The 26,596-nt window shown below is 62.2% G+C and carries 27 protein-coding genes; 13 read left to right on the top strand and 14 right to left on the bottom strand.

Annotated elements, in window-relative coordinates; all coding sequences use genetic code 11:
* Positions 1-12: 12 nt before the first annotated feature.
* A complete protein-coding gene (locus M2267_RS23595; protein ID WP_429117616.1) occupies positions 13-597 on the top strand; it encodes a TetR/AcrR family transcriptional regulator in 585 nt (194 codons plus the stop codon).
* Positions 598-669: 72 nt separating this feature from the next.
* On the opposite strand, the gene M2267_RS23590 is transcribed toward M2267_RS23595, so the two are convergent.
* From M2267_RS23590 to tauA, 9 genes are all read right to left on the bottom strand, one after another.
* Complete coding sequence (locus tag M2267_RS23590; RefSeq protein WP_429117613.1) at positions 670-1,077, bottom strand: hypothetical protein; 408 nt, start codon at positions 1,075-1,077, stop codon at positions 670-672.
* 173 nt (positions 1,078-1,250) lie between these two features.
* Positions 1,251-2,261 carry a phosphate acetyltransferase gene (gene pta / locus M2267_RS23585; protein ID WP_429117611.1) on the bottom strand — a complete coding sequence of 337 codons (1,011 nt, stop codon included), beginning with the start codon at positions 2,259-2,261 and terminating at the stop codon, positions 1,251-1,253.
* Positions 2,261-3,298 carry a YeiH family protein gene (locus M2267_RS23580; protein WP_429117609.1) on the bottom strand — a complete coding sequence of 346 codons (1,038 nt, stop codon included), beginning with the start codon at positions 3,296-3,298 and terminating at the stop codon, positions 2,261-2,263. The genes pta and M2267_RS23580 overlap by 1 nt, the downstream gene beginning before the upstream one ends.
* A gap of 75 nt (positions 3,299-3,373) precedes the next feature.
* Positions 3,374-5,149, bottom strand: coding sequence for a sulfoacetaldehyde acetyltransferase (gene xsc / locus M2267_RS23575; protein WP_429117608.1), 1,776 nt, complete (start codon positions 5,147-5,149; stop codon positions 3,374-3,376).
* 34 nt (positions 5,150-5,183) lie between these two features.
* Entirely contained in the window at positions 5,184-6,584 is a 1,401-nt protein-coding gene (locus M2267_RS23570; RefSeq protein WP_429117607.1) for an NAD(P)/FAD-dependent oxidoreductase, read from the bottom strand.
* Between the two features lie 18 nt (positions 6,585-6,602).
* Positions 6,603-6,983 carry a nuclear transport factor 2 family protein gene (locus M2267_RS23565; RefSeq protein ID WP_205236944.1) on the bottom strand — a complete coding sequence of 127 codons (381 nt, stop codon included), beginning with the start codon at positions 6,981-6,983 and terminating at the stop codon, positions 6,603-6,605.
* A gap of 117 nt (positions 6,984-7,100) precedes the next feature.
* A complete protein-coding gene (locus M2267_RS23560) occupies positions 7,101-7,928 on the bottom strand; it encodes an ABC transporter permease subunit (RefSeq protein ID WP_043615155.1) in 828 nt (275 codons plus the stop codon).
* Positions 7,921-8,733, bottom strand: coding sequence for a taurine ABC transporter ATP-binding protein (locus M2267_RS23555; protein ID WP_043615157.1), 813 nt, complete (start codon positions 8,731-8,733; stop codon positions 7,921-7,923). Before M2267_RS23555 ends, M2267_RS23560 begins: the two co-directional genes overlap by 8 nt.
* 84 nt (positions 8,734-8,817) lie before the next feature.
* On the bottom strand, positions 8,818-9,834 hold the full coding sequence (tauA, locus tag M2267_RS23550) for a taurine ABC transporter substrate-binding protein (RefSeq protein ID WP_043615160.1): 1,017 nt from the start codon (positions 9,832-9,834) through the stop codon (positions 8,818-8,820).
* A 159-nt stretch (positions 9,835-9,993) separates the two neighbouring features.
* On the opposite strand from tauA, the gene M2267_RS23545 reads away from it, so the two are divergent.
* Positions 9,994-11,490 (top strand): PLP-dependent aminotransferase family protein, encoded by a 1,497-nt coding sequence (locus M2267_RS23545; protein WP_429117605.1) that lies wholly within the window; start codon positions 9,994-9,996, stop codon positions 11,488-11,490.
* Positions 11,491-11,978: 488 nt separating this feature from the next.
* On the opposite strand, the gene M2267_RS23540 is transcribed toward M2267_RS23545, so the two are convergent.
* Positions 11,979-12,164, bottom strand: coding sequence for a hypothetical protein (locus tag M2267_RS23540; protein WP_429117603.1), 186 nt, complete (start codon positions 12,162-12,164; stop codon positions 11,979-11,981).
* Between M2267_RS23540 and M2267_RS23535 the strand changes: the two genes are divergently transcribed.
* Positions 12,157-13,716 carry an ABC transporter substrate-binding protein gene (locus tag M2267_RS23535; protein WP_429117600.1) on the top strand — a complete coding sequence of 520 codons (1,560 nt, stop codon included), beginning with the start codon at positions 12,157-12,159 and terminating at the stop codon, positions 13,714-13,716. The genes M2267_RS23540 and M2267_RS23535 overlap by 8 nt on opposite strands.
* A gap of 111 nt (positions 13,717-13,827) precedes the next feature.
* Here M2267_RS23535 and M2267_RS23530 read toward each other — a convergent pair whose 3' ends face one another.
* Together M2267_RS23530 and M2267_RS23525 are read right to left on the bottom strand one after the other, a co-directional pair.
* The gene (locus M2267_RS23530; protein WP_429117598.1) at positions 13,828-15,225 is read right to left on the bottom strand and encodes a family 16 glycosylhydrolase; all 1,398 of its coding nucleotides are present in this window, start codon (positions 15,223-15,225) and stop codon (positions 13,828-13,830) included.
* 179 nt (positions 15,226-15,404) lie between these two features.
* Positions 15,405-16,013, bottom strand: coding sequence for a TetR/AcrR family transcriptional regulator (locus M2267_RS23525; protein ID WP_429117791.1), 609 nt, complete (start codon positions 16,011-16,013; stop codon positions 15,405-15,407).
* Positions 16,014-16,112: 99 nt separating this feature from the next.
* On the opposite strand from M2267_RS23525, the gene M2267_RS23520 reads away from it, so the two are divergent.
* Both M2267_RS23520 and M2267_RS23515 read left to right on the top strand, forming a co-directional pair.
* Entirely contained in the window at positions 16,113-16,835 is a 723-nt protein-coding gene (locus M2267_RS23520) for an NIPSNAP family protein (RefSeq protein WP_429117596.1), read from the top strand.
* A 111-nt stretch (positions 16,836-16,946) separates the two neighbouring features.
* Positions 16,947-17,135, top strand: a complete 189-nt coding sequence (locus M2267_RS23515; RefSeq protein WP_429117594.1) for a hypothetical protein — start codon at positions 16,947-16,949, stop codon at positions 17,133-17,135.
* A 96-nt stretch (positions 17,136-17,231) separates the two neighbouring features.
* On the opposite strand, the gene M2267_RS23510 is transcribed toward M2267_RS23515, so the two are convergent.
* Positions 17,232-18,209, bottom strand: coding sequence for a L,D-transpeptidase family protein (locus M2267_RS23510; RefSeq protein ID WP_429117591.1), 978 nt, complete (start codon positions 18,207-18,209; stop codon positions 17,232-17,234).
* 242 nt (positions 18,210-18,451) lie between these two features.
* Between M2267_RS23510 and M2267_RS23505 the strand changes: the two genes are divergently transcribed.
* The 6 genes from M2267_RS23505 to M2267_RS23480 are packed head-to-tail and all read left to right on the top strand — an operon-like array spanning position 18,452 to position 24,143.
* Positions 18,452-19,474 carry a LacI family DNA-binding transcriptional regulator gene (locus M2267_RS23505; RefSeq protein WP_156134187.1) on the top strand — a complete coding sequence of 341 codons (1,023 nt, stop codon included), beginning with the start codon at positions 18,452-18,454 and terminating at the stop codon, positions 19,472-19,474.
* A 34-nt stretch (positions 19,475-19,508) separates the two neighbouring features.
* Positions 19,509-20,465, top strand: coding sequence for an ABC transporter substrate-binding protein (locus tag M2267_RS23500; protein WP_429117589.1), 957 nt, complete (start codon positions 19,509-19,511; stop codon positions 20,463-20,465).
* Positions 20,465-21,268, top strand: a complete 804-nt coding sequence (locus M2267_RS23495; RefSeq protein ID WP_429117587.1) for an ATP-binding cassette domain-containing protein — start codon at positions 20,465-20,467, stop codon at positions 21,266-21,268. The genes M2267_RS23500 and M2267_RS23495 overlap by 1 nt, the downstream gene beginning before the upstream one ends.
* Complete coding sequence (locus M2267_RS23490) at positions 21,265-22,263, top strand: ABC transporter permease (RefSeq protein ID WP_192449862.1); 999 nt, start codon at positions 21,265-21,267, stop codon at positions 22,261-22,263. Before M2267_RS23495 ends, M2267_RS23490 begins: the two co-directional genes overlap by 4 nt.
* 5 nt (positions 22,264-22,268) lie before the next feature.
* A complete protein-coding gene (locus M2267_RS23485; protein WP_429117585.1) occupies positions 22,269-23,336 on the top strand; it encodes a phosphotriesterase family protein in 1,068 nt (355 codons plus the stop codon).
* 39 nt (positions 23,337-23,375) lie between these two features.
* Positions 23,376-24,143 carry a glutamine amidotransferase gene (locus M2267_RS23480; RefSeq protein ID WP_034790452.1) on the top strand — a complete coding sequence of 256 codons (768 nt, stop codon included), beginning with the start codon at positions 23,376-23,378 and terminating at the stop codon, positions 24,141-24,143.
* A 30-nt stretch (positions 24,144-24,173) separates the two neighbouring features.
* Here M2267_RS23480 and M2267_RS23475 read toward each other — a convergent pair whose 3' ends face one another.
* Entirely contained in the window at positions 24,174-25,073 is a 900-nt protein-coding gene (locus M2267_RS23475; RefSeq protein ID WP_429117582.1) for a ribokinase, read from the bottom strand.
* Positions 25,074-25,098: 25 nt separating this feature from the next.
* Here M2267_RS23475 and M2267_RS23470 point away from each other — a divergent pair, with 25 nt between their 5' ends.
* Both M2267_RS23470 and M2267_RS23465 read left to right on the top strand, forming a co-directional pair.
* Positions 25,099-25,941: a BtpA/SgcQ family protein gene (locus M2267_RS23470; protein WP_043621188.1), complete on the top strand. Its 843-nt coding sequence runs from the start codon at positions 25,099-25,101 to the stop codon at positions 25,939-25,941.
* A 2-nt stretch (positions 25,942-25,943) separates the two neighbouring features.
* Positions 25,944-26,591, top strand: a complete 648-nt coding sequence (locus tag M2267_RS23465; protein ID WP_429117579.1) for a TenA family protein — start codon at positions 25,944-25,946, stop codon at positions 26,589-26,591.
* The last annotated feature ends 5 nt before the right edge of the window (positions 26,592-26,596 follow it).

Below are 26,596 nucleotides of genomic sequence, written 5' to 3'. Positions count from 1 at the left end.
AGGAGAGCAAACTTGGCGATCGATCGACGCGTGGCCCGAACGCGCACGGCGCTTTATGAAGCGCTTCTCGCCTTGATACGCCGCAAGCACTACGAGCTGATCACCGTCGAAGACATCCTGACCGAGGCGAACATCGGACGATCGACGTTCTATGCGCACTTCACGTCAAAAGACGACCTTTTGAAACGCAGTCTGGAGCGTCTTCGCGATCTGCTGGTGACTGCAAAGGACAAGGCGATCTCGTCGGCACGCCATGAAGAAGCATGGGATCCTAGCCGCGCCTTGTTCGAGCATGTCGCCGAACACGCCGACATCCAGGTCGCGCTTGCCGGCGGACGCGGAGGCGGCATCGTGCGCGATGCGGTTGACGATGTACTTGCGGACGTCCTTAGGCAGTCGCTCCCCGCCACGATGCATGCCGCTCTTCCCCGCGACCTCGTGATCCGCCACATGGTCTCCACGTTCAACGCCGTTTTGCGCTGGTGGCTGGAAGAGCGACCGGAAATGCCTCCCCGCGAAGTCGACGCTGCGTTCCGAAAACTGCTGCTTGATGGCCTGCCGTCGGAGACGTGCCGGCCCTTCATCATGGCGCCGTGACCGGCAGCCTGCGCGCAACCAGACTTTGCTCCGCTGCGAACACGACGGGTACGCTGCGAGAAGATCGAGCGCCTAGTCGGTGCAGAGCATTCGGGCGTCGAAAACACGTTGCTCCTTGGTGAAGCGCACAGCGACGGCATTCTTCAAACCATCCGGGTGCACTCGAAGCGCGCCACCGGCCTCACCGTCCTTGGCAGGTGTCTCGATCTGCCGATAATTGATCAGGCCGGGCACGAGATCCACCTGTTCGACATAGCCCGGCACTTCGAAGCTATAGACGACATCCGCCGAGACGAATTCGAGATTCACCACTGTGCCGGCCGGAAGCGTGATCCGATCGCCGACGGCGCATTGGACGGAGGGATCATCTTCGAGGCGGTGGCCCGGCTTGCGGTATTCGAGCGTGAGCGCGCCTTTGTCCGCCCTCAGGAGGATCGTGAGATCGACGCCTGACGACGTGGCCTCCTCTGCCTTTGCCATACCCGGCGACGCCAAGGCTATGGTGAGAAAGAACGCGATCCTTGACGCGCAAATTATTGGTCGGTTTGTCCTTTTAGGTCGAAGATCGATCGACCGCCGATGGTCCAATTCGACCCAAAGGTGATAGCTTTACAAGGCCCAATCGGCAAGGCTGATCGCTGTCACTGCCCTGCCTACCCAGCGGACTTCCCGCCCGACGCCTGAACGACCGTAACGGCGATCATGTGGAAGACGTCGTCGGCGTTGCAGCCGCGCGAGAGATCGTTGGCGGGCTTGGCAAGGCCTTGCAGGATCGGGCCGATCGCGGTCGCGCCGCCGATGCGTTGGGCGATCTTGTAGCCGATGTTTGCCGCATCGAGGTTGGGGAAGACGAAGACATTGGCCTCGCCATGCAGCGCCGATTGTGGCGCCTTTGCCGCGCTGACGGCCTCGACGAAGGCGGTGTCGAACTGCAATTCCCCGTCGATCACCAGCCCTGGTGCTGCGGCATGGGCGAGCCGCGTCGCCTCCACCACCTTTGAGACGCGCTCATGCGCAGCACTGCCGGCCGTCGAGAAGGAGAGCATTGCCACCTTCGCCGGCTTGCCGGAGAGCGCCTCGTAGGAGCGCGCCGAGGTCACGGCGATATCGGCAAGGCCGGTGGCATCAGGATCCACAACCAGCCCGCAATCGGCGAAGACGAAGGCACCCTTCTTTTCGTGGTGCGGCGCGCAGAGCATCATTAGGAAGAAGCTCGACACCAGGCCGACATCCGGTGCCCGGCCGATGGTCTGGAGTGCGGCGCGCACCGTGTCGGCGGTGGTGGCGACCGCCCCGCCGACCGTTCCGTCTGCGTGATCCTCGCGCACCATCATCGCGGCAAAGACGAGCGGCGAGCGAACGGCTGCGGCGGCTGCGGCTTCATCGACACCCTTGCCACGCCGGAGGTCGTGGTAGGCAGCGGCAAGATGCTCAGTCAGCGCAGACGAAGCCGGATCCTCGATGCGGATTTCGTCTGGGCTGCCGCCGGCGGCGTGCAGCTGCGCCGCGACGATCTTCCTGTCGCCGACGAGCGTGATCGCGGCAATGCCGGCACGAGACGCGCGCAAGGCGCCTTCGACGATCCGTGGGTCTTCGCCCTCGGCGAGAACGATGTGGCGCGGCGCGGCTTTTGCAGCCTCGAGTATGCGGTCGAGCGGTTTCATCAGGCGTGCCCCAGATAGTGAATGCCGACGAGGATGAAGAGAGCGATGAAGATCGTTTCGGCGACAATGAGCGCGACGGCGTCGCCGCCGACATCGAGCACGCGGCGAAGTGAGGTGCGCATGCCGACGGCGACGATGCCGGCGAGCAGCGCCCAGCGCGATGTCTCCATGCCGGCCTTGGCCACCATTTCCGGAACGAAACCGAAAGAGTTGATAGCCGCAAAGATCAGGAAGGCGACGACGAAGCCCGGCAGCAGCGGCGGGCGCTTGCCGGTTTCGCCTTCGGGCTGCGGCACCTTCCGCAGCGACAGCGAAAAGATGAGGACGACCGGTGCGAGCATGGTGACGCGGATCAGCTTGACGAGTGTGGCCGTCTCGCCCGCCTCCGGCGAGACTGAGAATCCGGCGCCGACGACCTGCGCGACGTCATGAATGGTGCCGCCGAAGAAGATGCCGGTGGCGCGCGCGTCCAGCCCCATGGTCTGCGCGAGGATCGGGTAGGCGATCATCGCAAGAGTCGAGAGCACCGTAACCGACAGCACGGTGAAGATCAGGTTGCGCTCGGAGAACTCGTTCTTCGGCAGCACGGCTGCGATCGCCATGGCCGCCGACGCACCGCAGATCGCGACCGAACCGCTGGTGATAAGCGCAAGCCGCCAGCCGCGACCAAGCAGTTTTGCGGCAAGCAGTCCGAAGCCGATGGTCGCGGCGATGGCAGAGATGAGCAGCAGGATCGTGCTCGCCCCGAGCCCGATCAGGAGGTCGACGCTGATGCGCATGCCGAGCAGCGCCACGCCGATGCGCAGCACCTTTTTGGCGCAGAAATCGATGCCGGCGACGCAACGTCCTTCCTCGGACAGGAAGTGAAAGGCGATGCCGAGCAGCAGCGCCATCAGCATGGCAGGCGCGCCGTAGTGGTCGGAGAGGAACTGCGCGGCGACGGCGACGGCCGCAGTGACGGCAAAGCCCGGCCAGTAGACCGCAAAGCCGGAGGGTACGCTTCGGAAGCGTTCGTGGACGGAGGCGACGAAGGTCATGGTTCTGTTCCGGTCATCTGCGGGAAGCTTCGCCCCGCCCGGCTGCACCGGGCGGGGCTTGAGGTAGAGCGGGGATCAGGCCCGCTTCTGCGGACGCATGTCGGCGCGGTCGATGCCGGCAACGGGCACGGGCTTCTTCATGGCGTCACGGCGGAAAGGTTCGCCGAGCTCCTGGTTGAGGATGACTTCGATGAAGGTCGTCACGCCCTTTTTCTGGTCGACGATCGCATTGGATAGCGCCTCAGTGAGTGCCGCGGTCGTGTTGACGGCCACCCCCTTCAGGCCGCAGCCCTCAGCCACCTTCGCGTAGGAGAGGTTGGGGTTGAGTTCCGTGCCGACGAAGTTGTTGGCGTACCAGAGCGTCGTGTTGCGCTTCTCCGCACCCCATTGGTAGTTGCGGAAGATCACCATGGTGATCGCCGGCCAACCCTCGCGGCCGATCGAGCCCATTTCGTTCATGGAGATACCGAAGGCACCGTCGCCAGCAAAGCCGACCACCGGCACGTCAGGGCAACCGATCTTGGCGCCGACAATCGATGGGAAGCCGTAGCCGCAGGGGCCGAACATGCCCGGCGCCAGATATTTGCGGCCGGCTTCGAAGGTCGGATAGGCATTGCCGATCGCGCAGTTGTTGCCGATGTCGGTCGAGATGATCGCTTCCTTCGGCAGGGCCGCCTGGATCGCCCGCCAGGCCTGGCGCGGAGACATGCGGTTCGGCTCGCGCGAACGGGCGCTTTCGTTCCATTCCGTGCCCGGATCGTCGTCCTCGTGATCCATCGAGGAGAGCTGCTGCTGCCAGGCCGAGCGGGTCTGGTGGATTGCAGCCTTGCGCTCTTCGCGGCCGGTGTCGCCTGCCGTTGGCGAGAGCAGCTCGAGGATCTGGCGGGCGACCTGCTTGGCATCGCCGCAGATGCCGACCGACACCTTCTTGGTCAGGCCGATCCGGTCGGCGTTGATGTCGACCTGGATGATCGAGGCGTTCTTCGGCCAGTAGTCGATGCCGTAGCCCGGAAGCGTCGAGAACGGATTGAGCCGCGTGCCGAGAGCCAGAACGACGTCGGCCTTGGAGATCAACTCCATCGCCGCCTTCGAGCCGTTGTATCCCAGCGGGCCGACCGACAGGCGATGGCTGCCGGGGAAGGCGTCGTTGTGCTGGTAACCGCAGCAGACCGGGGCGTCGAGACGCTCGGCGAGCTTCATGCTATCGGAGATGGCATTGCCGATAACGACGCCGGCGCCGTTGAGGATGACCGGGAACTTCGCCTCTGACAAAAGCTTGGCGGCTTCCGCGATCGCCTGTGGGCCACCCGCCGGACGCTCGAAGCGAACGATCGCCGGCAGATCGACGTCGATCACCTGGGTCCAGTAGTCGCGCGGGATGTTGATCTGCGCCGGAGCACAACCGCGCCAGGCCTTTTCGATGACCCGGTTCAGGACCTCGGGGATACGCGAGGGATCGCGCACTTCTTCCTGGTAGCAGACCATTTCCTCGAACATCGCCATCTGGTCGACTTCCTGGAAACCGCCCTGCCCGATCGTCTTGTTGGCGGCCTGCGGCGTGACCATCAGAAGCGGCGTGTGGTTCCAGTAGGCGGTCTTGATGGCGGTGATGAAGCCGGTGACGCCGGGGCCGTTCTGGCCGATTGCGACCGACATCGTGCCGGTCGCGCGGCTGAAGCCATCGGCCATCATGCCGGCATTGGTCTCATGCGCGCAGTCCCAGAACTTGATGCCGGCCTTCGGGAACAGGTCCGACACCGGCATCATGGCCGAGCCGATGATGCCGAAGGCGTGTTCGAGGCCATGCATCTGAAGAACTTTGACGAAGGCTTCCTCGGTGGTCATTTTCATGGGGTGGTTCCTTTCCTGGTATTATTTCAAAGTGTTAGAGGATCTCGTCGCGGAGGTAGTACCAGCGGTACATTCCCCATTGGCCAAGCCGTCGGAACGGCGTCAGAAGCCCGTGGCCCGGCAGGGGCGAAGTGAAGATGGGAAGATCGAGGCCACCGCCCTTGCCGGCGACCATCTGCGCCATGCGACGGCCGGCCTGGCCGGAGTACATGACGCCGTTGCCGCCATAGCCCATGGCGTAGAACAGCCGCTGGCTCGGGTCCGGCTGGAAGATGCGCGGCATCATGTCGTGGCTGACATCCACCCAACCCCACCAGGAGTAGTCGATGTTGATGCCGCGAAGCGCGGGGAACTTGCGGTAGAGACCGGCGAGCAGCAGTTCGAGGTGCTTCGGGTTGCTCGCGTCGCGTCCGGAAATGGCGCTGCGGCTGCCGATCTGCACGCGTCCGTCAGGCAGCATGCGATAGTAGTGGCGGAGTGTGCGCGTGTCGGTCAGCGGGATGCGCGTCTTGAAGTTCAGCGCCTGCTGTTCGCTTTCGCTCAAGGGCCGGGTGACGATGGAGTTCGACAGGATCGGCATCAGCCGGTGACGGGTGAGCGCATTCATCCCTGGTGACGTGTAGCCGGCCGTCGCAATGCAGACGGCACGCGCCCGCACCGTTCCGCCAGGCGTCGTCAGGTAGTGCACGCCGCCCTTGGCGGTGCAGTCAAGCACCGGGCTCGACGTATGCACCTTTGCCCCCAGCTTGCGGGCAAGCCTGAGGTAGCCGAAGGCGAGCTTTGCCGCATGGATACCCATGCCATCGGGCTCGTACATCGCGCCGCGCGCTTCCTCGTCGCGGACGAAATCGCGGTGGATCTCGTCGCGCGAGACCATGCGGGCGCGGTAGCCGAAGGTTTCGTTGAGGACGCGCACCTCGCTTTCGAGCGCCGGCAGCATCTTGTCGCGGTGGGCGATATAGAGGTGGCCGCCATCCTGCGGGTCGCAGTCGATTTCCGGTTCCTTGACCAGGGCCCGAAACAGATCGAAACCCTCGGAAATCTCGGCATGCATCTTGCGGGCGACGTCCACGCCCCAGCGGGCGATCCATTGCGAGCGCTTCAGCCGGCCGGCGGAAATTTGCGCCTGCCCGCCGTTGCGGGTGCTGCAGCCCCAGGCGACACCATTGGCCTCGAGCACCGTTGCCCTGATGCCGTGCTCGCGCGCCAGATGGATGGCGCAGGAGAGGCCGGTATAGCCGGAACCGATGATCGCGACGTCGACATCGATATCGCCCGTGACCGGACCGTCGTCCTCCGGTTCCGGACCGGCCGTGCCGATCCAGTAGGTCGGCGCATAGTCCTTTCCCGTGCCGGGGCTGCGGGCATGGTTGGGGTCATAGGCCGGATCAAACGGCTCTCTTGCGGGCTTCAAGGGGGTGGCGCGCAGTTGCATGGCTTTCGCTCCAGGCCATCAGTAGCGGGGCTGCAGGACCGGGCGGTTCTTGCGGAACGCCTGCTTGCGCACGATCTTGCCGTTGCGGAAGGTGAAGAGGTCGCAGCCTTCGGCCTCGATGCGACTGCCGTCGGCAGCCGTGCCGGAAAACGTCCACTCGGACACGCCTCGGTCACCGTCGACGAAGTGGCTGTGGTTGGCCCATTCGGCATCCGGCATCGATTTCCAGACGCCGCTGAAGGCATCGGCGATCGGACCCGTACCGACGAAACGGTTGCCGTAGACCTCGGGGCCGCCAACCGCGTTGAACACGCAATCCTCGGAAAAGAAGTGCATGACCCCATCGATGTCATGCCGGTTGAAGGCATCGAACAAGGTTTTGAGATCGGTTGCCGTCAGTGTCATGGTTCTGTCCTTTGGCTTGGTCGTCAGGCATGGCTTCGCCGGAGACGGGAAAGACCGTCTTCAAAAGGCCGCCAGGCCGTATTCAGTTGAAGTGTCGGAGGTGGTCGCCGGTTAGAGGCGGCCCTTCCAGGGGATCAGCGCCTTTTCGAGGTAGCGGATCAAAAGATCGAAGGCGAAGGCGAAGATGCCGATGATGAAGATGCCCATGATCACCGTATCGCTTTCGAGGTTTTCAGCGGCATTCAGAACCATGAAGCCGAGGCCTCGGTTGGCCGCCACCATTTCCGCAGCCACCAGGGTCGTCCAGCCGACGCCGATGCCGATGCGCATGCCGGTGAAGATCTCCGGCAGGGCCGCCTTCATGATCACCTGGCTGATCACCTGCCCGCGGGTGGCGCCCATCGCATAGGCCGCATGGATCTGCTCGGTGGAAACCGAACGCACACCCGCCCTTGCGGCAATTGCCATCGGTGCGAAGATCGCCAGATAGATCAGGAAGACCTTCGGGAACTCACCGATGCCGAGCCAGATGATGACGAGCGGCAGGTAGGCGAGCGGCGGCAGCGGCCGGTAGAATTCGATGATCGGGTCGAACAGTCCGCGCACGAAGCGGTTGACGCCCATCAGTACGCCGATCGGCACAGCGGTCACCAATGCCAGCAGGAAAGCGCCGAAGACGCGGCCGATACTGGCGAGCGTGTGCTGCATCAAGGTCGAGTTCGAAACGCCGTCGGTCATCGCCAGCATGAACTTGTCCCAGACCGCCAGCGGCGACGGTAGGAAGAGCGGCTTGACCCAGCCGCCTTCGGTCACGAGGAACCAGAGCGCGACGATGACGACCGTCGTCGAAAAGCTGATGAGGCCGCTGTTTCCGTCACCGGGGGCGCCGAAGATCTTGCCGGCCTTTACGGGCTTGGCGCGTGTCACTCTGTCAAGCATGGGCCACCTCCGGGTTGCCGGACGCACGTTCGTCGCCATAGATGATGCCGAGCACCTCTTCGCGCATGCGGATGAATTCCGGGCTGGACTTGATCGCGCGGGCATTGCCCTCGGCGAGGAAACGCTTGTTGAAATTGAGCTCGTAGGTGTGGGTAATGCGGCCCGGGCGCGGCGACATGACGATCAGCCGCGAGCCAAGGAACAGCGCTTCTTCCACACTGTGGGTAATGAAGAAGAACATCTTGTTGGTGAGCTGCCAGACCTTCAAGAGCAATTCCTGGATGGTCTCGCGCGTCAGCGCGTCGAGCGCTGCCATCGGCTCATCCATCAGGAGCATGGCGGGATCGCAGGTCAGCGCCCTGGCAATGCCGACACGCTGCTGCATGCCGCCCGAGAGGTGATAGATCATGTGACGATGAAAGTCCTGCAGGCCGACAAGTGCCAGGTTCTTGGTGGCAAGCTCCCGCCGGGTCGCCTTGTCGACGCCACGCAGCTTGAGGCCGAATTCAGTGTTCTCCATGACGTTCAGCCACGGCAGAAGCGCGTGTTTCTGAAAGACGACACCGCGTTCGGCGCCCGGGCCATTGACCTGGTGGTTGCCAAGCGTGATGTCACCTTCCGAAGGCGCCATGAAGCCTGCCATCAGGTTGAGCAAGGTCGTCTTGCCGCAGCCCGAGGCACCGAGGGCGACAACGAAGTCTCCGCTGTTGATGGTAAGATTGACGCCTTTCAGGGCGATGATCGCCTGGTCCGAGTAGAGGCCCGGATAGGTCAGACTGATGTTTCTGACGCTGAGTGTTTCCATGAGAAATGCCTCCCTGCACCTCGGTCACGGTCTATGATGGTGCGCCGGCCGCTCCTCAACGGCCGGCGCAATCGGCAGCTTAGCCTATTGCGCGGCCGCCTTGGCAAAGTCGGCGTTCACGTAAGGCGCATAGTCGTCGAGCGACTGGCTGATCTGCTTCTGCTCGACGAGGAATTTGGCGCTTTCGGTCAGCGCACGCGTGGCGCCGCCGCCGAGCCAGACCTCGGAGGCCTGCTCATCCGCATTCGGGAACGAAAGCAGGCGTAGAGCTTCGACCGTGCTCGGACCATCGCCGCCGATCAGCTTGACGATGCCTTCGACCTGAGGCGATTCCTCGGTCCATGCCGCCTTGTTGGCGTTGTAGTCGGCATAGGCATCGGCCAGAACCTTGGTGAAGGCTTCCATGAGTTTCGGGTTTTCCGCGGCCCAGGCCTTGTCCACCACCAGCCCGTCGAAGGTCGGGACGCTCGCAGCGCCGATTACTTCAGAGTCGGAAATCGTCTTGCCGGTCTTCTGGATTTCCGAGAGCGCCGGCGGCCAGACATAGGCGGCGTCGATATCGCCACGCTGCCAGGCGGCAACGATCTGCGGTGGCTTGAGGTTCAGGATTTCCACCTCGCGCGGATCGACGTTCCAGACCTTGTTCATGCCGACAAGCAGGTGGAAATGCGAGGTCGAGACGAAAGGCACCGCGACTTTCTTGCCTTTGAGATCGGCCGGCGTCTCGATGCCGGAACCGTCGCGGGCGACCAGTGCTTCCGACTGGCCGATATTGTCGAGGATCCAGAAGAGCTGCAGCTCGACACCGCGTGTCGCGGCAGATGCCGTGCCGGTCGAGCCGAGAACGCCGATCGGCACGTCGCCGGATGCCAGCGCCGTGGTGATGTCTCCGGCCGAGCTGAACTGGCGCCAGTCGATCGCGTAACCCGCTTCCTTGGCAGCCGCGTCGAAGCGGCCATCGGCGATGGCGGCCACGAACGGGCCGACGATCTGCTGGTAGCCGACGACGAGTTTCGTTTCGGCATAAGCGACGCCGGATGCGGCGAGGCTCGCGACTATACTGGCCGCCGCGGCCAGTCGTCTGAAATGTCCATGTAGCATTCGTCTTCCTCCTCTTTGTTTATTCCCTTTTGTTTATTCGCTGACCGTTTCTCCGGTCTTGTTGATGACGATAAGGCCGAGATCCGGCTTGCGTTATATCCAGTCTGGAAGTTGAATAGATCCAGTTTAACGTCGCCAAGGGGAGCAGGCGCCGTGCAGATGAACGTTTCAGAGACCATTTTTTTCATCGACCGTGAGAGCGGTATCGGCCTGCAGGCGCAGTTGCGCGAGACGGTCGTTTCGGCCGTGCTCGCCGGACGGGTGCAGCCGCGCGCGCACCTGCCGTCGAGCCGCAAGCTCGCCGATTATCTGCGGATCTCGCGCATCACGGTGACGCTCGCCTATCAGGAACTGATCAACCAGGGTTACGTCGAGGCGGTCAACCGCAGTTCCTATCGCATCTCCGGCAATCCGCCGGGCATGGATGTGGAGGGGGAGCGCCCATCCGCCGGCTCCAATCCGGTCGACTGGAGCCGTAAGATCAAGATGAGCTTCGGCGTCGTGCGCCAGGTCGCCAAGCCTCTGGACTGGCGGCGCTACCCGTTCCCCTTCCTCTACGGCCAGATGGATCCGACGCTGTTCGATCTCAATGCCTGGCGCGACTGCGCCCGCCGGGCTCTGGCGCGCGAGGACTTCGTGCTGATGGCGAGCGACTTTGCTGCAGCCGACGACGTGCGGCTGGTGAACTATATCTGCTCGCGCACGCTGCCGCGCCGCGGCATCCACGCCACGCCGGACGAAATCCTCGTTACCGTCGGCGCGCAGAATGCGCTCTGGATCGTGACCCGATTGATCCTGGAGAAGGGCTCCGCCGCCGTCTGCGAAAACCCTTGCCACCCCGATATCAGCGCTTCGCTGCTGTTGAGCGGTGCCGATGTCACGACCGTCGATGTCGATGGCGAGGGTCTGTCGCCCGATGCCCTGCCGGAAAAAGTCGATGCCGTTTTCGTGACCCCCAGCCATCACTCACCGACCGGCGCGACCATGCCGGTCGACCGGCGAACGCAACTGCTGCAGGCTGCGGAAGAACGGGATTTCGTCATCGTCGAGGACGATTACGAATTCGAGATCAGCTACCTCGCTCCGCCCTCGCCGGCGCTGAAGGCTCTCGATCCGTCGGGCCGGGTGCTCTACATCGGCAGCTTCTCGAAGTCGCTTTTTCCCGGGCTTCGGCTCGGCTACCTCGTGGCACCTGCTCCCTTCATTCGCGAGGCGCGCGCTCTTCGTTCGCTGATGCTGCGTCATCCGCCCGGGCATCTTCAGCGCACCGCAGCCTATTTCCTGGCGCTCGGACATTATGACGCCGTGCTCCACCGCATGCGGACCGAATATCATAAGCGCCATGTGATCATGGCCGAGTCCCTGCGCAGGGCGAACCTGAAAGTCGCCGGCTCCTCGACCTTCGGCGGCACGTCCTTCTGGATGGAGGGACCGGCAGGGCTCGACGCCGACCGGCTGGTCAGCGCATTGCGGCAGGACGGCGTCCTGGTCGAATCCGGCTCGCCCTTCTTCCCAAGAAGCGATCAGCCCTGCCGCTACTTCCGGATGGGGTACTCTTCAATTCCAAGCACGAGCATTGCCGAGGGTGTCGCCCGCGTTCGCGCCCGGATCGACAGTCTTTGCGGCGGCAGCGAGCACACCTTCATCGCAAAGTGACAAGTTGACCGTTCGTGGCTTTCCCTGTTGAGCCGAGCGTAGCGGGCTGGTCAGTTTGCAATTTAGATTGTCGCCATAATCGTATTCAATATTGTCGACAAAGACGTTGACAAATACTTTTGGCGTGCGATGGTGCCGCCTAGCAGCAACGAGCTAGGGAGGAGCAGGTTGATGCAAGGGCTTCAGAAGACAGCGTACTCGCACGTCTTTTCGCGATACCAAACATACCCGCCTGCACCGCCGGGCCGGCACGCCTGACATCTCCTCATTCGCTCGTCATCCAGCATCCAACACAGAACATTGGGTTTCTGAACCGCATCCATAAGCGGCGCAGAGATGTGTCCCTGTTCGAGTTGATGCCCTGGCGTTGGCCATCGAACGACCGCTATCGACAACAGGATCTGGCGCTTCAAGCATTGCCAGGAGGCTTTCGCTTGGGCGCATCGCCATACAAGAACGCCAGTTGATCAAGATCCCCGCATAGGCCCTCAAAGGTCTTTGCGGTGATCGACACGACCGCGAAGGTCATGTCCGCGCCAACGATAGATCATGCCACTGGCCGCCCCGACCGGGCGGCGAGACGGACGGCCTGTGCGCCGTTCTTGCTTCTTAAAAAGAAGATTCCCGTCAAGGGGACCGGTGACCTCAACAAAGGAGAACAGCAGAATGCTCAAGAAACTGATCCTCGCAGCCGCCATGTCGACGGCGCTTTCCGCGGCGGCTCACGCGGAGACGCTCAAATGGGGCTCTTCGCGCGATATCTACTCGCTCGACCCCTATTCCTATGGCGACAGTTACACGCTGTCCTTCCTCAATCACGTTTATGAGGGGCTCGTGCGCTTTGACGCCGACCTGAAGATCGAGCCGGCCCTGGCGACCTCCTGGGAGACGGTATCGGACACCGTCTGGCGGTTCCATCTGCGCGAGGGCGTCAAGTTCCACAATGGCGCCGATTTCACGGCCGATGACGTGATCGCTTCGCTGACGCGGGTTAGCGATCCGGCATCACCGCTGCGGGGCAACCTCCCGGCCTACAAGTCTGCGAAGAAGGTCGACGACCGCACTGTCGATATCGAACTGACCGGCCCCTATCCGCTGCTCTTGAACGACCTGACGAACATCCACATTTTCGACGCCACATGGCTCGCCGACAACAACTCGCTGAAGCCGACGGATGTCGGCAAGAAGATCGAAGGCTACGCCACCTACCACACCAACGGCACAGGTCCGTTCAAGCTCGAAAGCCGCACGCCCGACAGCAAGACCGTTCTCGTCAAGAACGACGAGTGGTGGGACCCGGCGAAATCCAACATCGATCGCATCGAGTTCACGCCGATCGTCTCGGCCGCGACACGCGTGGCGGCACTGTTGTCAGGCGAGATCGACTTCACTGAGAATGCGCCGGCGCAGGATCTCCCACGCCTTCTCGCGCAGCCGGACCTGAAGGTCATGGAGCGCACGGACCTTCGCACCATCATGATGGGCTTCAACCGCAAGCCGAAACTGGCCGACGGCGTCGACAACAAGTTCAACGACCTGCGTGTCCGACAGGCCGTCGCCCATGCGCTCGACACAGAGCTCATCCAGAAGCGGGTCATGCGCGGCAAGTCGAGGACAGCGGGTGCGATCGTTGCGCCGGAGATCCCGGGATATGTCGAGGCACTGGACAAGGTCGTGCCGTACGATCCCGAATTGTCGAAGAAACTGCTTGCCGAGGTCGGCGCCAGCGATCTCCCCTTCACGCTCGTCTGCACGAACGAGGCCTATGTCAACGAAGAGGAACTTTGCCAGAGCATCGTCAACATGCTGAGCCGCGCCGGCTTCAAGCCGCAGCTCGACATCGGCCCGACGGCGGCACAGGCGCCCAAGCGCACGGGCGGTCTGTCGGACGTCTACATCATCGGCTGGGCGAACGAGCCGATGCTCGACAGCTACTCGATCCTGCTTCAGATGATCGAGACGAGGAGCGACAAGGCGGGCGTCTTCAACTGGGGCGGCTGGAGCTATCCTGAGATCGACAAGCTGATCATCCAGGCCTCGACGGAAATGGACCGGACGAAGCGGCTCGATCTTCAGACCAAGGCAATGCAGATGGTCAAGGACGAGATCATCATGCTGCCGCTGCACCAGCAGCCAATGGCCTGGGTGATGAGCAACAAGATCGATAAGGTCGCTCAGCTCGCCGACAACAAGCCGCGCCATTGGCTCACGCATATCGCGGAGTAGCCCTGTTGCGGAGCTGGATCGGCGGAACGTTGCGGCTCCCTTTCACTACCAGATAGGCTCAGTCGGAGCCGGCAGCGTGGATGCTGCCGGCTCCCTTCGTCTCTTGTCCGTCTAGATCAGCCAGTCGGCGTCGAGCGCATAGGCCTCGATGGAATCGATCTGCATCTCCGCCCCATCGTCAAATTCGCCATCGGGCGTACCGGCCATTCCGCCGACCGCGAGATTGACGAGCATATACATCGGCTCGTGCATGTCCGCTGGGGTATCGGCGCGGGCGATCTCCGTGTCGTCGAAGTACCAGACGATCTCGTCTTCCGTCCAAAGCACGCCGTAATCGTGGAACCCGTCGGTATCGGCGACTTGCGCGCCGTCTCGGACGATCGTGTGCTCGCCGTTTTCGTTGGAGTGCGCGGTGGTGATGACGGTGTTGGCGTCCTGCCCGCGCATTTCGACGACATCAAGCTCCGGCGGCCAGGAACCGTCGGCGGGGAGCAGCCAGAAAGCGGGCCAGGCGCCTTGATCGTCCGGCATGTCGGCCCGCATCTCGAAGTAGCCGTAGGTCTGGGCAAAGGACGAATAGGTCGTCAACATCCCGGACGTGTAGTCATAACCGCCGATCTCGGACTGGATCGCCTCCGGTGCACGTTCTGCGGTGATCGTTAGAACACCATCCTCGACCGAAAACGGGTTGGCGGATGCGGTCGGTCCGTAGCCCGGATTGATGTACCATTGCAGCTCACCGTTTTCCGAGAGCGTCGCCCCCTCCTCCGGCGCCCACCAGTATTTCGCGTCCCAAACGCCGCTTGCACCGTCGGTGAGCTGAAGCGTGTCGAAATCGTCCGAGAAGGTCTGCGTCAGGCCGGATCGGTCCAGGCTCAACTGGAACTGGCCTTCTTGCAATTCATCGGTTGTCGTATCGGCCAGGACCAGGCTTTCGCCATCGTCGAGATGGAGGCGGAGATCGTTTCCCTCCTGGGCCGCATTCGCGAGCACCTCGTCGAACGAAGTGATCCCGTATCCGTCGAGGCGAATGGTATCGTTGGAACTGAAATCGGCGACAAGGTCGCTGCCGTTGCCGCGCCCGAACACGAACGTATCCGAGCCTCCGGAACCGATCAGCACGTCGTTGCCGGCGCGTCCATCGATGGTCTGGCTGCCGGAGCCACCGGTAATGATGTTGTCGGCGGCATTGCCGAAGGCATGTCGGCCGTCACCGGTGACGGTCAGGTTTTCGAAGTTCTCCGGCAAGCTGTAGTTCATCCAGGTATCGATCGTGTCGATCCCTTCGCCGGGTGCCTCTTCGGCCCGGTTCGCCGATGAATAGAGGTAGTAGATGTCATCGCCCGTGCCGCCGAACATGGTCACATCGACGGAACTGTCGCCCCAGATCGAATCGTTGCCGGGTGTTCCGTAGAGCGTGGACCCGGAGCCGGTTGCGGAAAACCATGCGGTCGAACTTCCGCTGTAATGGAGCGGTTGTCCGAGGGCGTTCATGGCTGTTCTGCTCATCGAGAAGTCTCCTGTTTACTGGAGTGCCCCTTCCCGATGAACACCTCTAGCATCTAGGGCTGTGGCCTGTCGCCCACACCGGCGACATTTGCGAAGAATCTCGAATGAAGGCCTTTGGCTTGGAAGCCGAAAGGGTGTCAGAACCACCAACCGAAAGCGGGCGCATCGGTCGGACCGACCTAGGCGTATTTGGACGCGAGAAGGGCTGCGAGCTCCGCCTGACAGTTTACGAGCGGGCGCGTGTCCTGACTGGCTTTTGCCATCGCCATGGCGCCGGAATAGGCGGCGATGATGAGGGTCGCGAGACTGTTAGGTTGAATGTCGGCGACGCGTTTCAGGCGGATGTCTTCGTGGAATCGCGCCGCCAGCGCTTTCTCCCAGGCGTCGAAAATCGCACCCAGTGCCTCCTGCATCTCGTCATCGTGCTTGGAGACTTCGATCGCCATATTGTTCAGCGGGCAGCCGGAGACGGAACCGTTCTCGGAGAGTTCGTTGATGATCTCGGTGAAGATCTGATCGATTGCTGCAGGCGTATCGCTGGAGGCATGCAGCGGTTCGATCCACGTCTGCCGCACCGCCACGGCGACGCGGTCGCGGATAACGGCCAATCCAAGTTCCCGTTTGGCCGGAAAGTGGTGCGCCATGGCGCCCCCCGATACGGAGGCCTTCGCGCGCAGTTCCGACATTCCCGTCGCGAGGTATCCTTGCGTGACAAAGGCCTGGTAGGCCGCATCCACGATCCTGCGGCGCACCGCTTGCGGGTCGTTGGTTCTTTTGTGTTCGCTCATGACCGTCACCTGAAAATCCGATTCAGATAGTGCCTTGACAAAACAGGTCGATCAACCTGTTATTAAAAACAGGACAATCGACCTGTTTTTGGAGGAATCATGAAACCGCACGCCGTTTACGAACTTCGCCGCTACCGACTTCATCCCGGCGGAAGGGAACGCCTGATCGATCTGTTCGACCGCGAATTCGTCGACCCGCAGGAAGCGCTTGGAATGCGTGTCGAAGGTGAATTCCGCGACTGTGGTGATCCCAACGCCTTCGTCTGGGTACGGTCCTTTGCGGATATGGAGGCGCGAACGGAGGCGTTGGCGGCGTTTTATTCGGGGCCGGTCTGGAAGGAGCATGGATCTCTGGCCAACGAGACGATGCTCAACTCGGACAACGTATTGCTGCTCAAGCCTGTCGCCGGCACACAGCCGTTTGCCCGCAATCTTGCAAGGGAGAAGGAGACACGGTCGACCAAAGGTCTCGTCACTGTGAACATCTGCTCGCTCGCCCCCGGCACGGAGGACCGTTTCGCTGCACTCTTCATCGCCGAGGCGCTGCCGATCCTCGAAGAAGCCGGCGCTCGAATCGATGCGGTTTTCGTCACCGAGCGCAGCGCAAACGCCTTCCCGAGGCTCCCCGTCCGTGAAGGCGAGACGGTGTTTGTCTGGTTTGAAATGCATGAGGACGAGAACGGCTTTTCAAGGCATCAGGAGCGGTTGAGCAAGGACGTCAGGTGGACCAGTGAGGTCTTGCCTCGAATGGATAGCCAGTGCTGGCGAAGGATCGAGGTTTCAAGGCTGACCCCGACGTCGCGCTCGCTCTGTACCCTGTAGCCGTCGCTCATCCACTATGGCCCCGCACGCATAGGCGATAACCGCCGGGAACGTGTCCTGGCGGAACCAAACCGGCCTCCAAACGTTGTGTTGGGTTAGGGGAGGCACGGGATGAAACACACGGATGTTCGAGCAGTCGACAACTCCCAGATCAAGCATATCTGGGACGTCGCGGATTATTGCCGGCGGACCGGCATTCACAAGACCGAAGAGCTGCGCCTGATCAAGGTGCTTGGCAGATACGCAACCAGCCACGAGCTTCAGATGAACATCGTGCGCGTTCAGACGCGCATCCGCTGAAGCTTCGATTTCGGAATTGCGCGAACGATCACCGGCGTGTTCGGTGGCCGATTTCGCTTTTTGGCCATTCAAAAATTCCTGAGCGTCTTAGGTAGCTTAGTCGACGAACTTGACGATGACGCCAGGCTTGACCATCGCCGCCAACTCCTCTGCATCCCAGTTGGTGAGGCGAACGCATCCGTGCGATCCCGACTTGTCGATCATCGAAGGCTCCGGCGTCCCGTGGATTCCGTAGGTGGGCTTCGAGAGATCGATCCAGACGGTGCCGACCGGCCCGTTCGGGCCACCCGGCAAGGTCAGGACCTTTCGGTTATCGCCCTGCTTGAAGTTGATCCTGGGATTGTAGACATAGGGCGGCATCCGGGCGACTCCTTTGACCTTGTGCGTTCCCGAAGGAGACGGTGTCTCCCGGCTGCCGATCGTCGCCGGATAGGCCGCGATCAGCGTACCATCGGCGCTAAGCGCCAAAATTTGACCGGTGCGCCGGTGTGCTTCGATGTGTTTGACCGTTCCTTGCCTCGGCGCCCCTGGGTTCACAACGGAGACCGTATCACCGACCGCGAACGTTGAAGTTGGATTGAGTGCCTTGAGGAGATCGATATCCATGTGGAAGCGCTCTGCCAGCCTCTCGGCGACGCTCGTGTATGCGAGCTGATCCATCTTCGCCTGCTCGGAATAGTCTTCAGGAATCTCAGCCACCAACCCTTTGACGTCGTCCTCGGAGATGACATAGGGCTCAACCACCGTCGTCTGCTCCAACAGTCGCCCGATCACGTCGGCGTCCAGTTTTCCGTCAGCGGGCAGGCCTTGCATGGTCTCGAAGGCGGCGATCGCCTTGGCGACATTCTCGCCGGCGAAACCATCGATCACGCCGGGCGAAGCCCCTGCCCGATCGAGAAGAACCTGAAGCCGGACGATGGCGGGATCTGGCGTGTCCGAGGTCTCGGTCCTTCGTTCCAGCGATGTGGGCGTGATCGACGCACGGTCGATGGTTTCTGGCTGAAGCGCCTGGGCATTGGCCAGACCGGCGGGGGATAGCAGCGTCAGCACTGCCCAAAGAACCTTGTTTTCCATGATCGCTCAATCGATCAGGGCGCTGATTTGTTCCCGCCTCGCAGCGCCAAGATGCTGTTTTCTCAAGAGCAAACGGTATCGGTCTTTCGGTCTTTTCGCCGCCGCCAATCGTCCCAAATCCGTGGCCAGATACGCGCGCCACCGCCGCGCCCGAGAAAGTCTCTTGACAGAACATGAAACTCGAAATCTTATTGTAAAGCGCTTTAGTAAATCGGTTTACAAAGGCAAGGGATGGAGCCAAGGTGACCACACGACGCGTCACAGGTCTGAAGGATGTAGCCCGAGCTGCCGGCGTTTCCGTGACGACGGTGTCACGCCTGCTGAACGGATCGCTCGACCTGCCCTTCGAGACGAAGAAGCGGATCTCGGATGCGATCCGCGACCTCAATTACCAGCCCAACCCGCATGCCCGCCGGCTTAGCCGCGGTCGCTCCGATACCATCGGTCTTGTCGTTCCCGATATTGCCAACCCCTTCTTCGCGACGCTCGTGGCAGCCGTCGAAGAAGAGGCGGATACCCGCGGTCTTGCCGTCTCGCTTTACGCCACCCTGAACCGGGCCGGTCGTGAGGTCGCCTATCTCCAACTTATCGAACGCAATCACGTCGACGGCCTGATCTTTGTCACCAACCACCCGGATGACGGTCAACTCGCCACCTTGATAAACCGCACCGGCAAAGTCGTGATCGCCGACGAAGACGTCCCGGGCGCCCAGGCACCGAAGCTGTTCTGCGACAACGAGATGGGCGGATCGCTCGCCGGCCGGCATCTGGCCGAATTCGGGCATAGGGATGTGCTCTTCGTCGGTGGCCCCGAAGCGATGATCAGTTCGCGTCGGCGCTTCAACGGTCTTGAGCAGGCGCTGCGCGATGCGTTCGGCGAAGATTTCCGGCTGTCAAAATACGCCGGCGACTACACCGTGACCTTTGGTCGGCAGGCGGCGAAACGCTTCATCGAGGAAGGCCGCCCGGCAACGGCGATCTTCGCCAGCTCGGACGAAATCGCCATCGGCATGATCGAGGTCTTCCGTGACCAGGGGGTGTCCGTTCCTGACGATGTCTCTGTCATCGGCTTTGACGATGTCGGCCCGCTGCATCTTTTCGGTCCGCCCATGACCGCCATTCGCCAGCCGGTCCGAGCGATCGGCGAGCGCGCCCTCTCCCTTCTTCTCGAAACAAACTGGCAGGGCAAGCAGGCTCTCGTCGAAGAGCTCCTGCCAGTCGAAATCGTCGTGCGGAAATCCGTTGCTCCGCCGGCGAAACGATAAATCACGCAATGGAGAACCAACAGAGGATGAGAACATGAACTGGAACTTGAAACGCAGGACCCTAATCGCCACGCTTGGTTTTACGGCGTTGACGACCCTCGGCGCGGCTCTTCCGCCAGCCCTTGCCGCCGAAAAGACTTTCGCACTCGTGCAAATCAACCAGCAGGCGCTTTTCTTCAATCAGATGAACGAAGGCGCGCAGAAGGCAGCGGACGCTGCCGGCGCGAAGCTCGTCATCTTCAATGCCAACAACGACCCGGCTGCACAGAACAGTGCGATCGAAACCTACATCCAGCAGAAGGTCGATGGCATCGCCGTCGTCGCAATCGACGTCAACGGCATCATGCCGGCGGTCAACCAGGCGGCCGAAGCCGGGATCCCCGTCGTTGCCATCGATGCGATCCTTCCGGAAGGCCCCCAGAAGGCGCAGATCGGCGTCGACAACGCCACGGCGGGCGCCGACATGGGCAAGTTCTTCCTCGACTACATCAAGGCCAACGCCGATGGCAAAGCCAAGATCGGTGTCGTCGGCGCGCTTAACTCGTTCATCCAGAACGTTCGCCAGGAAGGATTTGAAAAGACCATCAAGGACGTCGACGGCATCAGCTCGGCCGGCGTCGTCGATGGACAGAATGTGCAGGACAACGCGCTCGCCGCAGCCGAGAACCTGATCACCGGCAACCCCGACCTGACCGCGATCTATGCGACCGGCGAGCCGGCCCTGATGGGTGCTATCGCCGCGGTCGAAAGCCAGAGCAAGCAGGACAGCGTCAAGGTCTTCGGTTGGGATCTGACCGCCCAGGCGATCGCCGGCATCGACGCAGGTTATGTCACCGCCGTGATCCAGCAGGATCCTTCTGCAATGGGCGCCGCCGCCGTCGACGCTCTGAAGAAGGTCTCTGACGGCGGCAGCGTCGAAAAGACCATCGCCGTGCCGGTAACGATCGTCACCAAGGACAACGTCGAGCCATATCGGGCGATCTTCAAATGATGACGACTGAAAGACAGCATCCTCCCGCTGTCGCTGGTGTCGGGGGGGCTTTGCCCTCCCGCGCCGCTGTCAGCCCCCGCGTGTCCCTCAAGGGGATCGTCAAAACGTTCGGATCGCACCAGGCGCTGCGTGGCGTCGACCTCGATATTTACCCCGGCGAATGCCTTGGCCTCGTCGGCGATAACGCCGCCGGCAAATCGACGCTGACCAAGGTCATCTCGGGAACCTACATTCCCGATGGCGGAACCATTACCCTGGAAGGCGAAGAGGTCCGGTTCTCAGGACCTGCAGATGCGCGCAACCGCAACATCGAAATGGTCTTTCAGGACCTGAGCCTTTGCGACCACATCGACGTGGTCGGCAATCTCTTCCTCGGCCGAGAAATCAGCAAGGGACCATTCCTCGACACGAAGACCATGCTCGCCGAAGCACGCAAGATGCTCGACGCGCTGGAAATCCGCATTCCGCGGCTGACCGGCAAGGTCGCCCAGCTCTCGGGTGGACAGCGCCAGGCGATCGCGATCGCGCGTGCCGCATCGTTCAATCCGAAGGTCCTGATCATGGACGAGCCCACCTCGGCGCTTGCCGTGGCGGAGGTCGAAGCCGTGCTCGCGCTGATCAACCGCGTCAAGGCAAAGGGCGTCTCGGTCATCCTGATCACCCATCGCCTCCAGGACCTGTTCCGGGTCTGCGACCGCATTGCCGTCATGTACGAAGGCACCAAGGTGGCAGAGCGCGAAATCGGCAAGACCAACCTGGAAGACCTCGTCAAGCTGATCGTCGGGGAAGGAGCCAAGCAATGACGGCCTACACCGAACGCGCGAAAGGCTCGCCAGCGGCAGACTTCCTCTCGGAAAACGCCCAGGTCCTGTCGATCGCCTTCTTCTTCCTGGCCTGCGTCGTCTTTTTCGCGGCCACGACCGATACCTTCATGACGCTCGGCAACATCCTGAACGTCATCCGCCAGGCAGCGCCGATCCTCATCGTCGCGGTCGCCATGACGCTGGTGATCATAACCGGCGGCATCGACCTCTCGGTCGGCTCGCAGGTCGCCCTGGTCAATGCAGTCGCCGCCATCGTCTTGGCGATGGGGTATCCCTGGCCTCTCGTCGTCATCGCGATGCTCTTCTTTGGCGCCTTTCTTGGCTTCGTGCAGGGATGGTTCACCGCCTATCAGGGGATTCCGGCCTTCATCGTCACGCTTGCCGGCCTGTCGATCCTGCGCGGCTTGGCGCTCTATCTGACGCAGGGCTATTCGATCCCGATCAAGGATGCCCCGGGCTTCTTCATGCTCGGCCGCGGCGAATTGCTGGGTATTCCGATGCCTGCCCTGATCGCGGTTGCGGTCGCGGTCGCTGGTTATGTCGTCATATCCTCGACCAAATACGGCCGCCAGGTCGTGGCTGTTGGATCCAACATGGAAGCCGCCCGCCGCGTCGGCATGCCGGCGAAATGGGTGATCGCTTCGGTCTATATGATCGCTGGCGTCGCCTGCGCCCTTGCCGGCCTGCTGATCGCTGCGCGCCTCGGCTCCGGTTCGTCGAATGCCGCCGTCGGCTTCGAGCTTCAGGTCATCGCCGCGGTGGTGCTCGGCGGGACATCTCTAATGGGTGGCCGCGGCACGATCCTGGGCACCGTGCTCGGCACCATGACGATCGCGGTCATCGGTAACGGCCTCATTCTCATGCATATCTCGCCGTTCTTTACGCAGATTGTTACCGGCGCGATCATTCTCGTTGCGATCTGGCTCAACACCCGGATCTTCACCGCCAACTTCCGCTTCGGCGGCAAGAGATGACCGCCATGAGCAAGGAGCTGTCCGAAGGACATGTGCGGTCCGGCAAGGTGATGACGGTGAACGGCGCGATCGGCGCGGATCAACTCGGCATCACGCTGATGCACGAGCATATCCTCAACGATTGCCGCTGTTGGTGGAACGCGCCGCAAACGAAGGAGCGTCAGTATCTCGCTGAAGGCTTCGTTTGCATGGAGATCCTCGGCGAACTGCGCCAGGACCCCTTCGTCAACAAGCACAACATCACGCTTGACGACGAACCTTTGGCAATCGCCGAATTGCAGACTTTCGCGACTGAAGGTGGCCGCACGGTGGTTGAACCCACCTGCAAGGGCATCGGCAGAAACCCGCTCGCCTTGCAGCGGATCTCCAGGGCGACGGGCCTCAACATCGTGATGGGAGCCGGATACTATCTCGCTTCTTCGCATCCCGCCGAGGTCGCCGACATGAGCGTCGACCAGATCGCCGATGGCATCGTGCGCGAGGCCATCGACGGTGTCGACGGCACGGGCGTGAAAATCGGGCTGATCGGCGAGATCGGCGTCTCCTCCGATTTCACTCCAGCGGAGGAGAAGTCCCTGCGTGGGGCCGCCCGGGCGCAGGTCCGGACCGGCCTGCCATTGATGGTGCACCTGCCCGGCTGGTTCCGGCTCGGCCACCGGGTGCTCGATGTCGTCGCCGAGGAAGGTGCGGATCTGCGCCACACCGTGCTTTGTCACATGAACCCGTCTCACGACGACTTCACCTATCAAAGCGAACTCGCCGAGCGCGGGGCGTTCATCGAATACGACATGATCGGCATGGACTTCTTCTATGCCGATCAGCAGGTGCAATGCCCGAGTGACGAAGAGGCGGCACGGGCGATCGCCAGGCTGGTGGACGCCGGCCACATGGACCGCATCCTGCTTTCGCACGACGTGTTCCTGAAAATGATGCTCAGCCATTACGGAGGCAACGGCTACGCCTACGTCCTGCGCCACTTCCTGCCGCGCCTCAAACGGCACGGACTGGACGACGGCGCGCTCGACAGAATGATGCGGGACAACCCGCGCTCGGTATTCCAAACCGGGGCCTGACATCGGCTCCCATCGCAATTCAAGACACACGGATAGACCATGACAAAGAAAGTGCTTCTCGTCGGTGAGAGCTGGGTAAGCTCCGCCACCCACTACAAGGGTTTCGACCAGTTCGGTAGCGTCACCTTCCATCTGGGCGCGGAACCGCTCGTCAAGGTGCTCAAGGACAGCGAGTTCGAGTTGACCTACATGACCGCACACGACGCCGTCGACCAGTTCCCCTATGAGATGGCCGGCCTCGACCAGTATGATGCGATCATCCTGTCGGATATCGGCGCCAACTCGCTGTTGCTGCCGCCGGCCGTATGGCTGCATTCGCGTACCGTTCCGAACCGGCTGAAGCTCATCAAGGCCTGGGTCGAAAAGGGTGGAGCGCTGCTGATGGTCGGCGGCTACTTCTCCTTCCAGGGAATCGATGGCAAGGCGCGCTGGCGCCGCACGGCCGTCGAAGACACGCTTCCGGTGACCTGCCTTCCCTATGACGACCGCGTCGAAATTCCCGAGGGCGCGGTTGCAGACGTCGTCAAGCCGGATCATCCGACCATGGCGGGGCTTTCGGGCAGCTGGCCGCTGCTTCTTGGCGTCAATGAGGTGGAGGTTCGCGATGGAGCCGAGGTCATCGCCCGGCTGCCGGAAGACCAGGGCGGGCATCCGCTGCTCGTGCTTGGCGGCTTCGGCAAGGGGCGCACCGCCGCCTGGACGTCCGATATCGGCCCCCACTGGCTGTCGCCGGCATTCTGCGAATGGGAGGGCTACGGCCGCCTCTGGAAGAACATCCTTGGGTGGATGACGGAAACGGCGCGCTAAGCACAGCGAGGATCGCGCGCTAGGGAGAGCCTAGCGCGCGGCGAGGATCGCTTGCAACTGCTCGATCGACGGAAACGCCGAACGGGTTCCGGGACGGCTGACAGTGATGGCGGCGGCCCGTGTTGCATGTTCGATCGCGGTGCGATCGAGGCGAGTGCCACGAAGTGCGGCGGATGCGAGCGCCACCGCCATAAACGTGTCGCCGGCGCCTGTGGTGTCGACGACGTCGCATTCGACGGCGCCGATCCGGACACTGCTTTCGGCGGTGACGAGCATGGCTCCGTCGCCGCCGAAGGTCAGAACGACTTCGCGAACGCCGGCCGCAAGCAGCTTGCGGGCAGCCTCTTCGCCGCTGGTGCCGGTCATCGCCTGCGCCTCGCCCTGGTTGAGGAAAGCGATGTCGATCAAGGGCCACAGGGTGCCGAAATAGGGACGCAAGGGAGACGGATTGAAGGCGGTGATCATGTGACGAGCGCGTGCAGCTTCAAGGATGCCGCGTGTCGTTTCGTCCGACAGGTTTCCCTGGAGCACCGCGAGGTCGCCGGGGACCGCGTCGGTCAGCGGAGCGATGGCGTCGGCAAGCGTGAGGTTCTGGGCTGAATCCGTGGTCGTGATGTTGACGTTCTCGCCATCCGGCGTGGTCAGCACGATCGAGAAGTCGGTGGACTTGCCGAGGACCGGCACAAGCCTGCTGACGACCGGCTCGCTCGCCAGATGCTGGCGGATCATGTCGGCGCGAAAACCGTCGCCGAAGGCTGCGACAAGGCTCGTCGGCAGGCCCGTGCGGGCCATGACGACAGCCTGGTTCGCGCCCTTGCCACCGAGGTCCCGGGACCGCTGGCTACCGTGGATCGATGCGCCCGCGGCCGGCATTTCCGACACGGCGATGGTCTCGTCCACCGTCACATTACCGATTACGTAAGCGTGCATGAACATACCTTCGAAAGGGAGAGAAATGCAGGAAATATCTGACAAGTCCTCAAGCGCCATAAGGGAAATATTCGGGACTGACAAGGTTCTGATCGGCATGATCCATTGCCCGGCTTTCCCGGGGGCGCCGCGTTATCGGGGCGCCGATATGTCCGCGATCTACGACGCCTGCATGCGCGATGCCGAGGCCTTGGTCGAGGGTGGGCTGCATGGCCTGATGATCGAAAATCACGGCGACGTGCCGTTCTCCAAACCGGAAGATATCGGCCACGAAACGGCGGCCTTCATGTCCGTCGTCACCGACCGGATCGCGCGGGCGACGGGCGTGCCGCTCGGCATCAACGTTCTTGCCAATGCGCCGATCCCGGCCTTTGCCATCGCCATGGCTGGCGGTGCCAAATTCATTCGCGTCAACCAGTGGGCCAATGCCTATGTCGCCAACGAAGGCTTCATGGAAGGGCGGGCCGCAGAGGCGATGCGCTACCGCTCCCTGCTGCGCGCCGAGCACATCAAAGTCTTTGCCGACAGCCATGTGAAGCACGGCGCCCACGCCATCGTTGCCGATCGCTCGATCCAGGAACTGACGCGCGACCTCGCCTTCTTCGACGCCGATGGCGTGATCGCCACCGGTCAGCGCACCGGCAATACGGCAACCATCGAGGAAATCGAGGAAATCGGCTCGGCGACGAACCTGCCGCTCCTGGTTGGCTCGGGCGTGACCAAGGACAACATCGTCGAAATCCTCAAACGCACCAACGGCGTGATCGTTGCCTCGTCGCTGAAGCAGGGCGGGGTCTGGTGGAACCCGGTCGATATTGAGCGGGTGAAGGCTTTCCGCGCCGCTGCCGAACCCGCGCTGGAGGCGTGACGATGGCGGCTGAAACGCTTTCGCAACAGATCCTGCGGGAGAACGCCGCCGTCTTCGAAGCCATGGTGAACCATCGCTTCGTCGAGGACATAGTCATGGAGCGCCTGCCCACACCGGTTTTCGAACGCTATCTCGTCTATGAGGGCGCGTTCGTGGAAACCGCGATCTCGATCTTCGCCTTTGCGACGGCCAAAGCCGAGACAATCGAACAGAAGCGCTGGCTGATTGCCGTTCTGGACGCGCTCGCCAATCAGCAGATCGCCTATTTCGAACGGATTTTTGCCGAGCGCAACATCGATCCCGGCGCCTACGATCTCGATGTCGCCGAGGTCGAGGCTTTTCGGGCGGGCATGCTGGAGATCGCCCGGAACGGCGGTTTCCTGGATACCGTCGCTGCCATGTTTGCGGCCGAGTGGATGTACTGGACCTGGTCGAAAAGGGCCGTCCGTTCATCGTTTGCCGATCCGCACTTGAAGGAATGGGTCGAGATGCACGCCGATGATGAGTTCGCGGCCCAGGCGAAGTGGCTGAGCCGAGAACTGGATGCGGCCGGCAACACGCTCGACGCTTCCGAGCGCAAACGCCTGAGCGCTATCTTCGGGCGAGCGCAGCAACTGGAAATCGCCTTTCATGATGCAGCCTACAGCTGATCAAG

Source organism: Ensifer sp. KUDG1 (genome assembly GCF_050434285.1).
Classification (GTDB): Bacteria; Pseudomonadota; Alphaproteobacteria; order Rhizobiales; family Rhizobiaceae; genus Ensifer.
Note: the sequence above shows the minus strand (reverse complement) of the source record. Positions and strands in the feature narration are given on the sequence as shown.

Bases quoted from the DNA above. Each gene is read 5' to 3' on its own strand.
- M2267_RS23530 (WP_429117598.1), bottom strand. From the start codon at position 15,225: ATGAGCAGAACAGCCATGAACGCCCTCGGACAACCGCTCCATTACAGC.
- pta (WP_429117611.1), bottom strand. From the start codon at position 2,261: ATGAAACCGCTCGACCGCATACTCGAGGCTGCAAAAGCCGCGCCGCGC.
- M2267_RS23490 (WP_192449862.1), top strand. From the start codon at position 21,265: ATGACGGCCTACACCGAACGCGCGAAAGGCTCGCCAGCGGCAGACTTC.
- M2267_RS23555 (WP_043615157.1), bottom strand. From the start codon at position 8,733: ATGGAAACACTCAGCGTCAGAAACATCAGTCTGACCTATCCGGGCCTC.
- M2267_RS23545 (WP_429117605.1), top strand. From the start codon at position 9,994: ATGAACGTTTCAGAGACCATTTTTTTCATCGACCGTGAGAGCGGTATC.
- M2267_RS23470 (WP_043621188.1), top strand. From the start codon at position 25,099: ATGCAGGAAATATCTGACAAGTCCTCAAGCGCCATAAGGGAAATATTC.
- xsc (WP_429117608.1), bottom strand. From the start codon at position 5,149: ATGAAAATGACCACCGAGGAAGCCTTCGTCAAAGTTCTTCAGATGCAT.
- M2267_RS23510 (WP_429117591.1), bottom strand. From the start codon at position 18,209: ATGGAAAACAAGGTTCTTTGGGCAGTGCTGACGCTGCTATCCCCCGCC.
- M2267_RS23535 (WP_429117600.1), top strand. From the start codon at position 12,157: ATGCTCAAGAAACTGATCCTCGCAGCCGCCATGTCGACGGCGCTTTCC.
- M2267_RS23570 (WP_429117607.1), bottom strand. From the start codon at position 6,584: ATGCAACTGCGCGCCACCCCCTTGAAGCCCGCAAGAGAGCCGTTTGAT.
- tauA (WP_043615160.1), bottom strand. From the start codon at position 9,834: ATGCTACATGGACATTTCAGACGACTGGCCGCGGCGGCCAGTATAGTC.
- M2267_RS23500 (WP_429117589.1), top strand. From the start codon at position 19,509: ATGAACTGGAACTTGAAACGCAGGACCCTAATCGCCACGCTTGGTTTT.
- M2267_RS23465 (WP_429117579.1), top strand. From the start codon at position 25,944: ATGGCGGCTGAAACGCTTTCGCAACAGATCCTGCGGGAGAACGCCGCC.
- M2267_RS23580 (WP_429117609.1), bottom strand. From the start codon at position 3,298: ATGACCTTCGTCGCCTCCGTCCACGAACGCTTCCGAAGCGTACCCTCC.
- M2267_RS23520 (WP_429117596.1), top strand. From the start codon at position 16,113: ATGAAACCGCACGCCGTTTACGAACTTCGCCGCTACCGACTTCATCCC.
- M2267_RS23515 (WP_429117594.1), top strand. From the start codon at position 16,947: ATGAAACACACGGATGTTCGAGCAGTCGACAACTCCCAGATCAAGCAT.
- M2267_RS23485 (WP_429117585.1), top strand. From the start codon at position 22,269: ATGAGCAAGGAGCTGTCCGAAGGACATGTGCGGTCCGGCAAGGTGATG.
- M2267_RS23560 (WP_043615155.1), bottom strand. From the start codon at position 7,928: ATGCTTGACAGAGTGACACGCGCCAAGCCCGTAAAGGCCGGCAAGATC.
- M2267_RS23525 (WP_429117791.1), bottom strand. From the start codon at position 16,013: ATGAGCGAACACAAAAGAACCAACGACCCGCAAGCGGTGCGCCGCAGG.
- M2267_RS23480 (WP_034790452.1), top strand. From the start codon at position 23,376: ATGACAAAGAAAGTGCTTCTCGTCGGTGAGAGCTGGGTAAGCTCCGCC.
- M2267_RS23475 (WP_429117582.1), bottom strand. From the start codon at position 25,073: ATGCACGCTTACGTAATCGGTAATGTGACGGTGGACGAGACCATCGCC.
- M2267_RS23590 (WP_429117613.1), bottom strand. From the start codon at position 1,077: ATGGCAAAGGCAGAGGAGGCCACGTCGTCAGGCGTCGATCTCACGATC.
- M2267_RS23495 (WP_429117587.1), top strand. From the start codon at position 20,465: ATGACGACTGAAAGACAGCATCCTCCCGCTGTCGCTGGTGTCGGGGGG.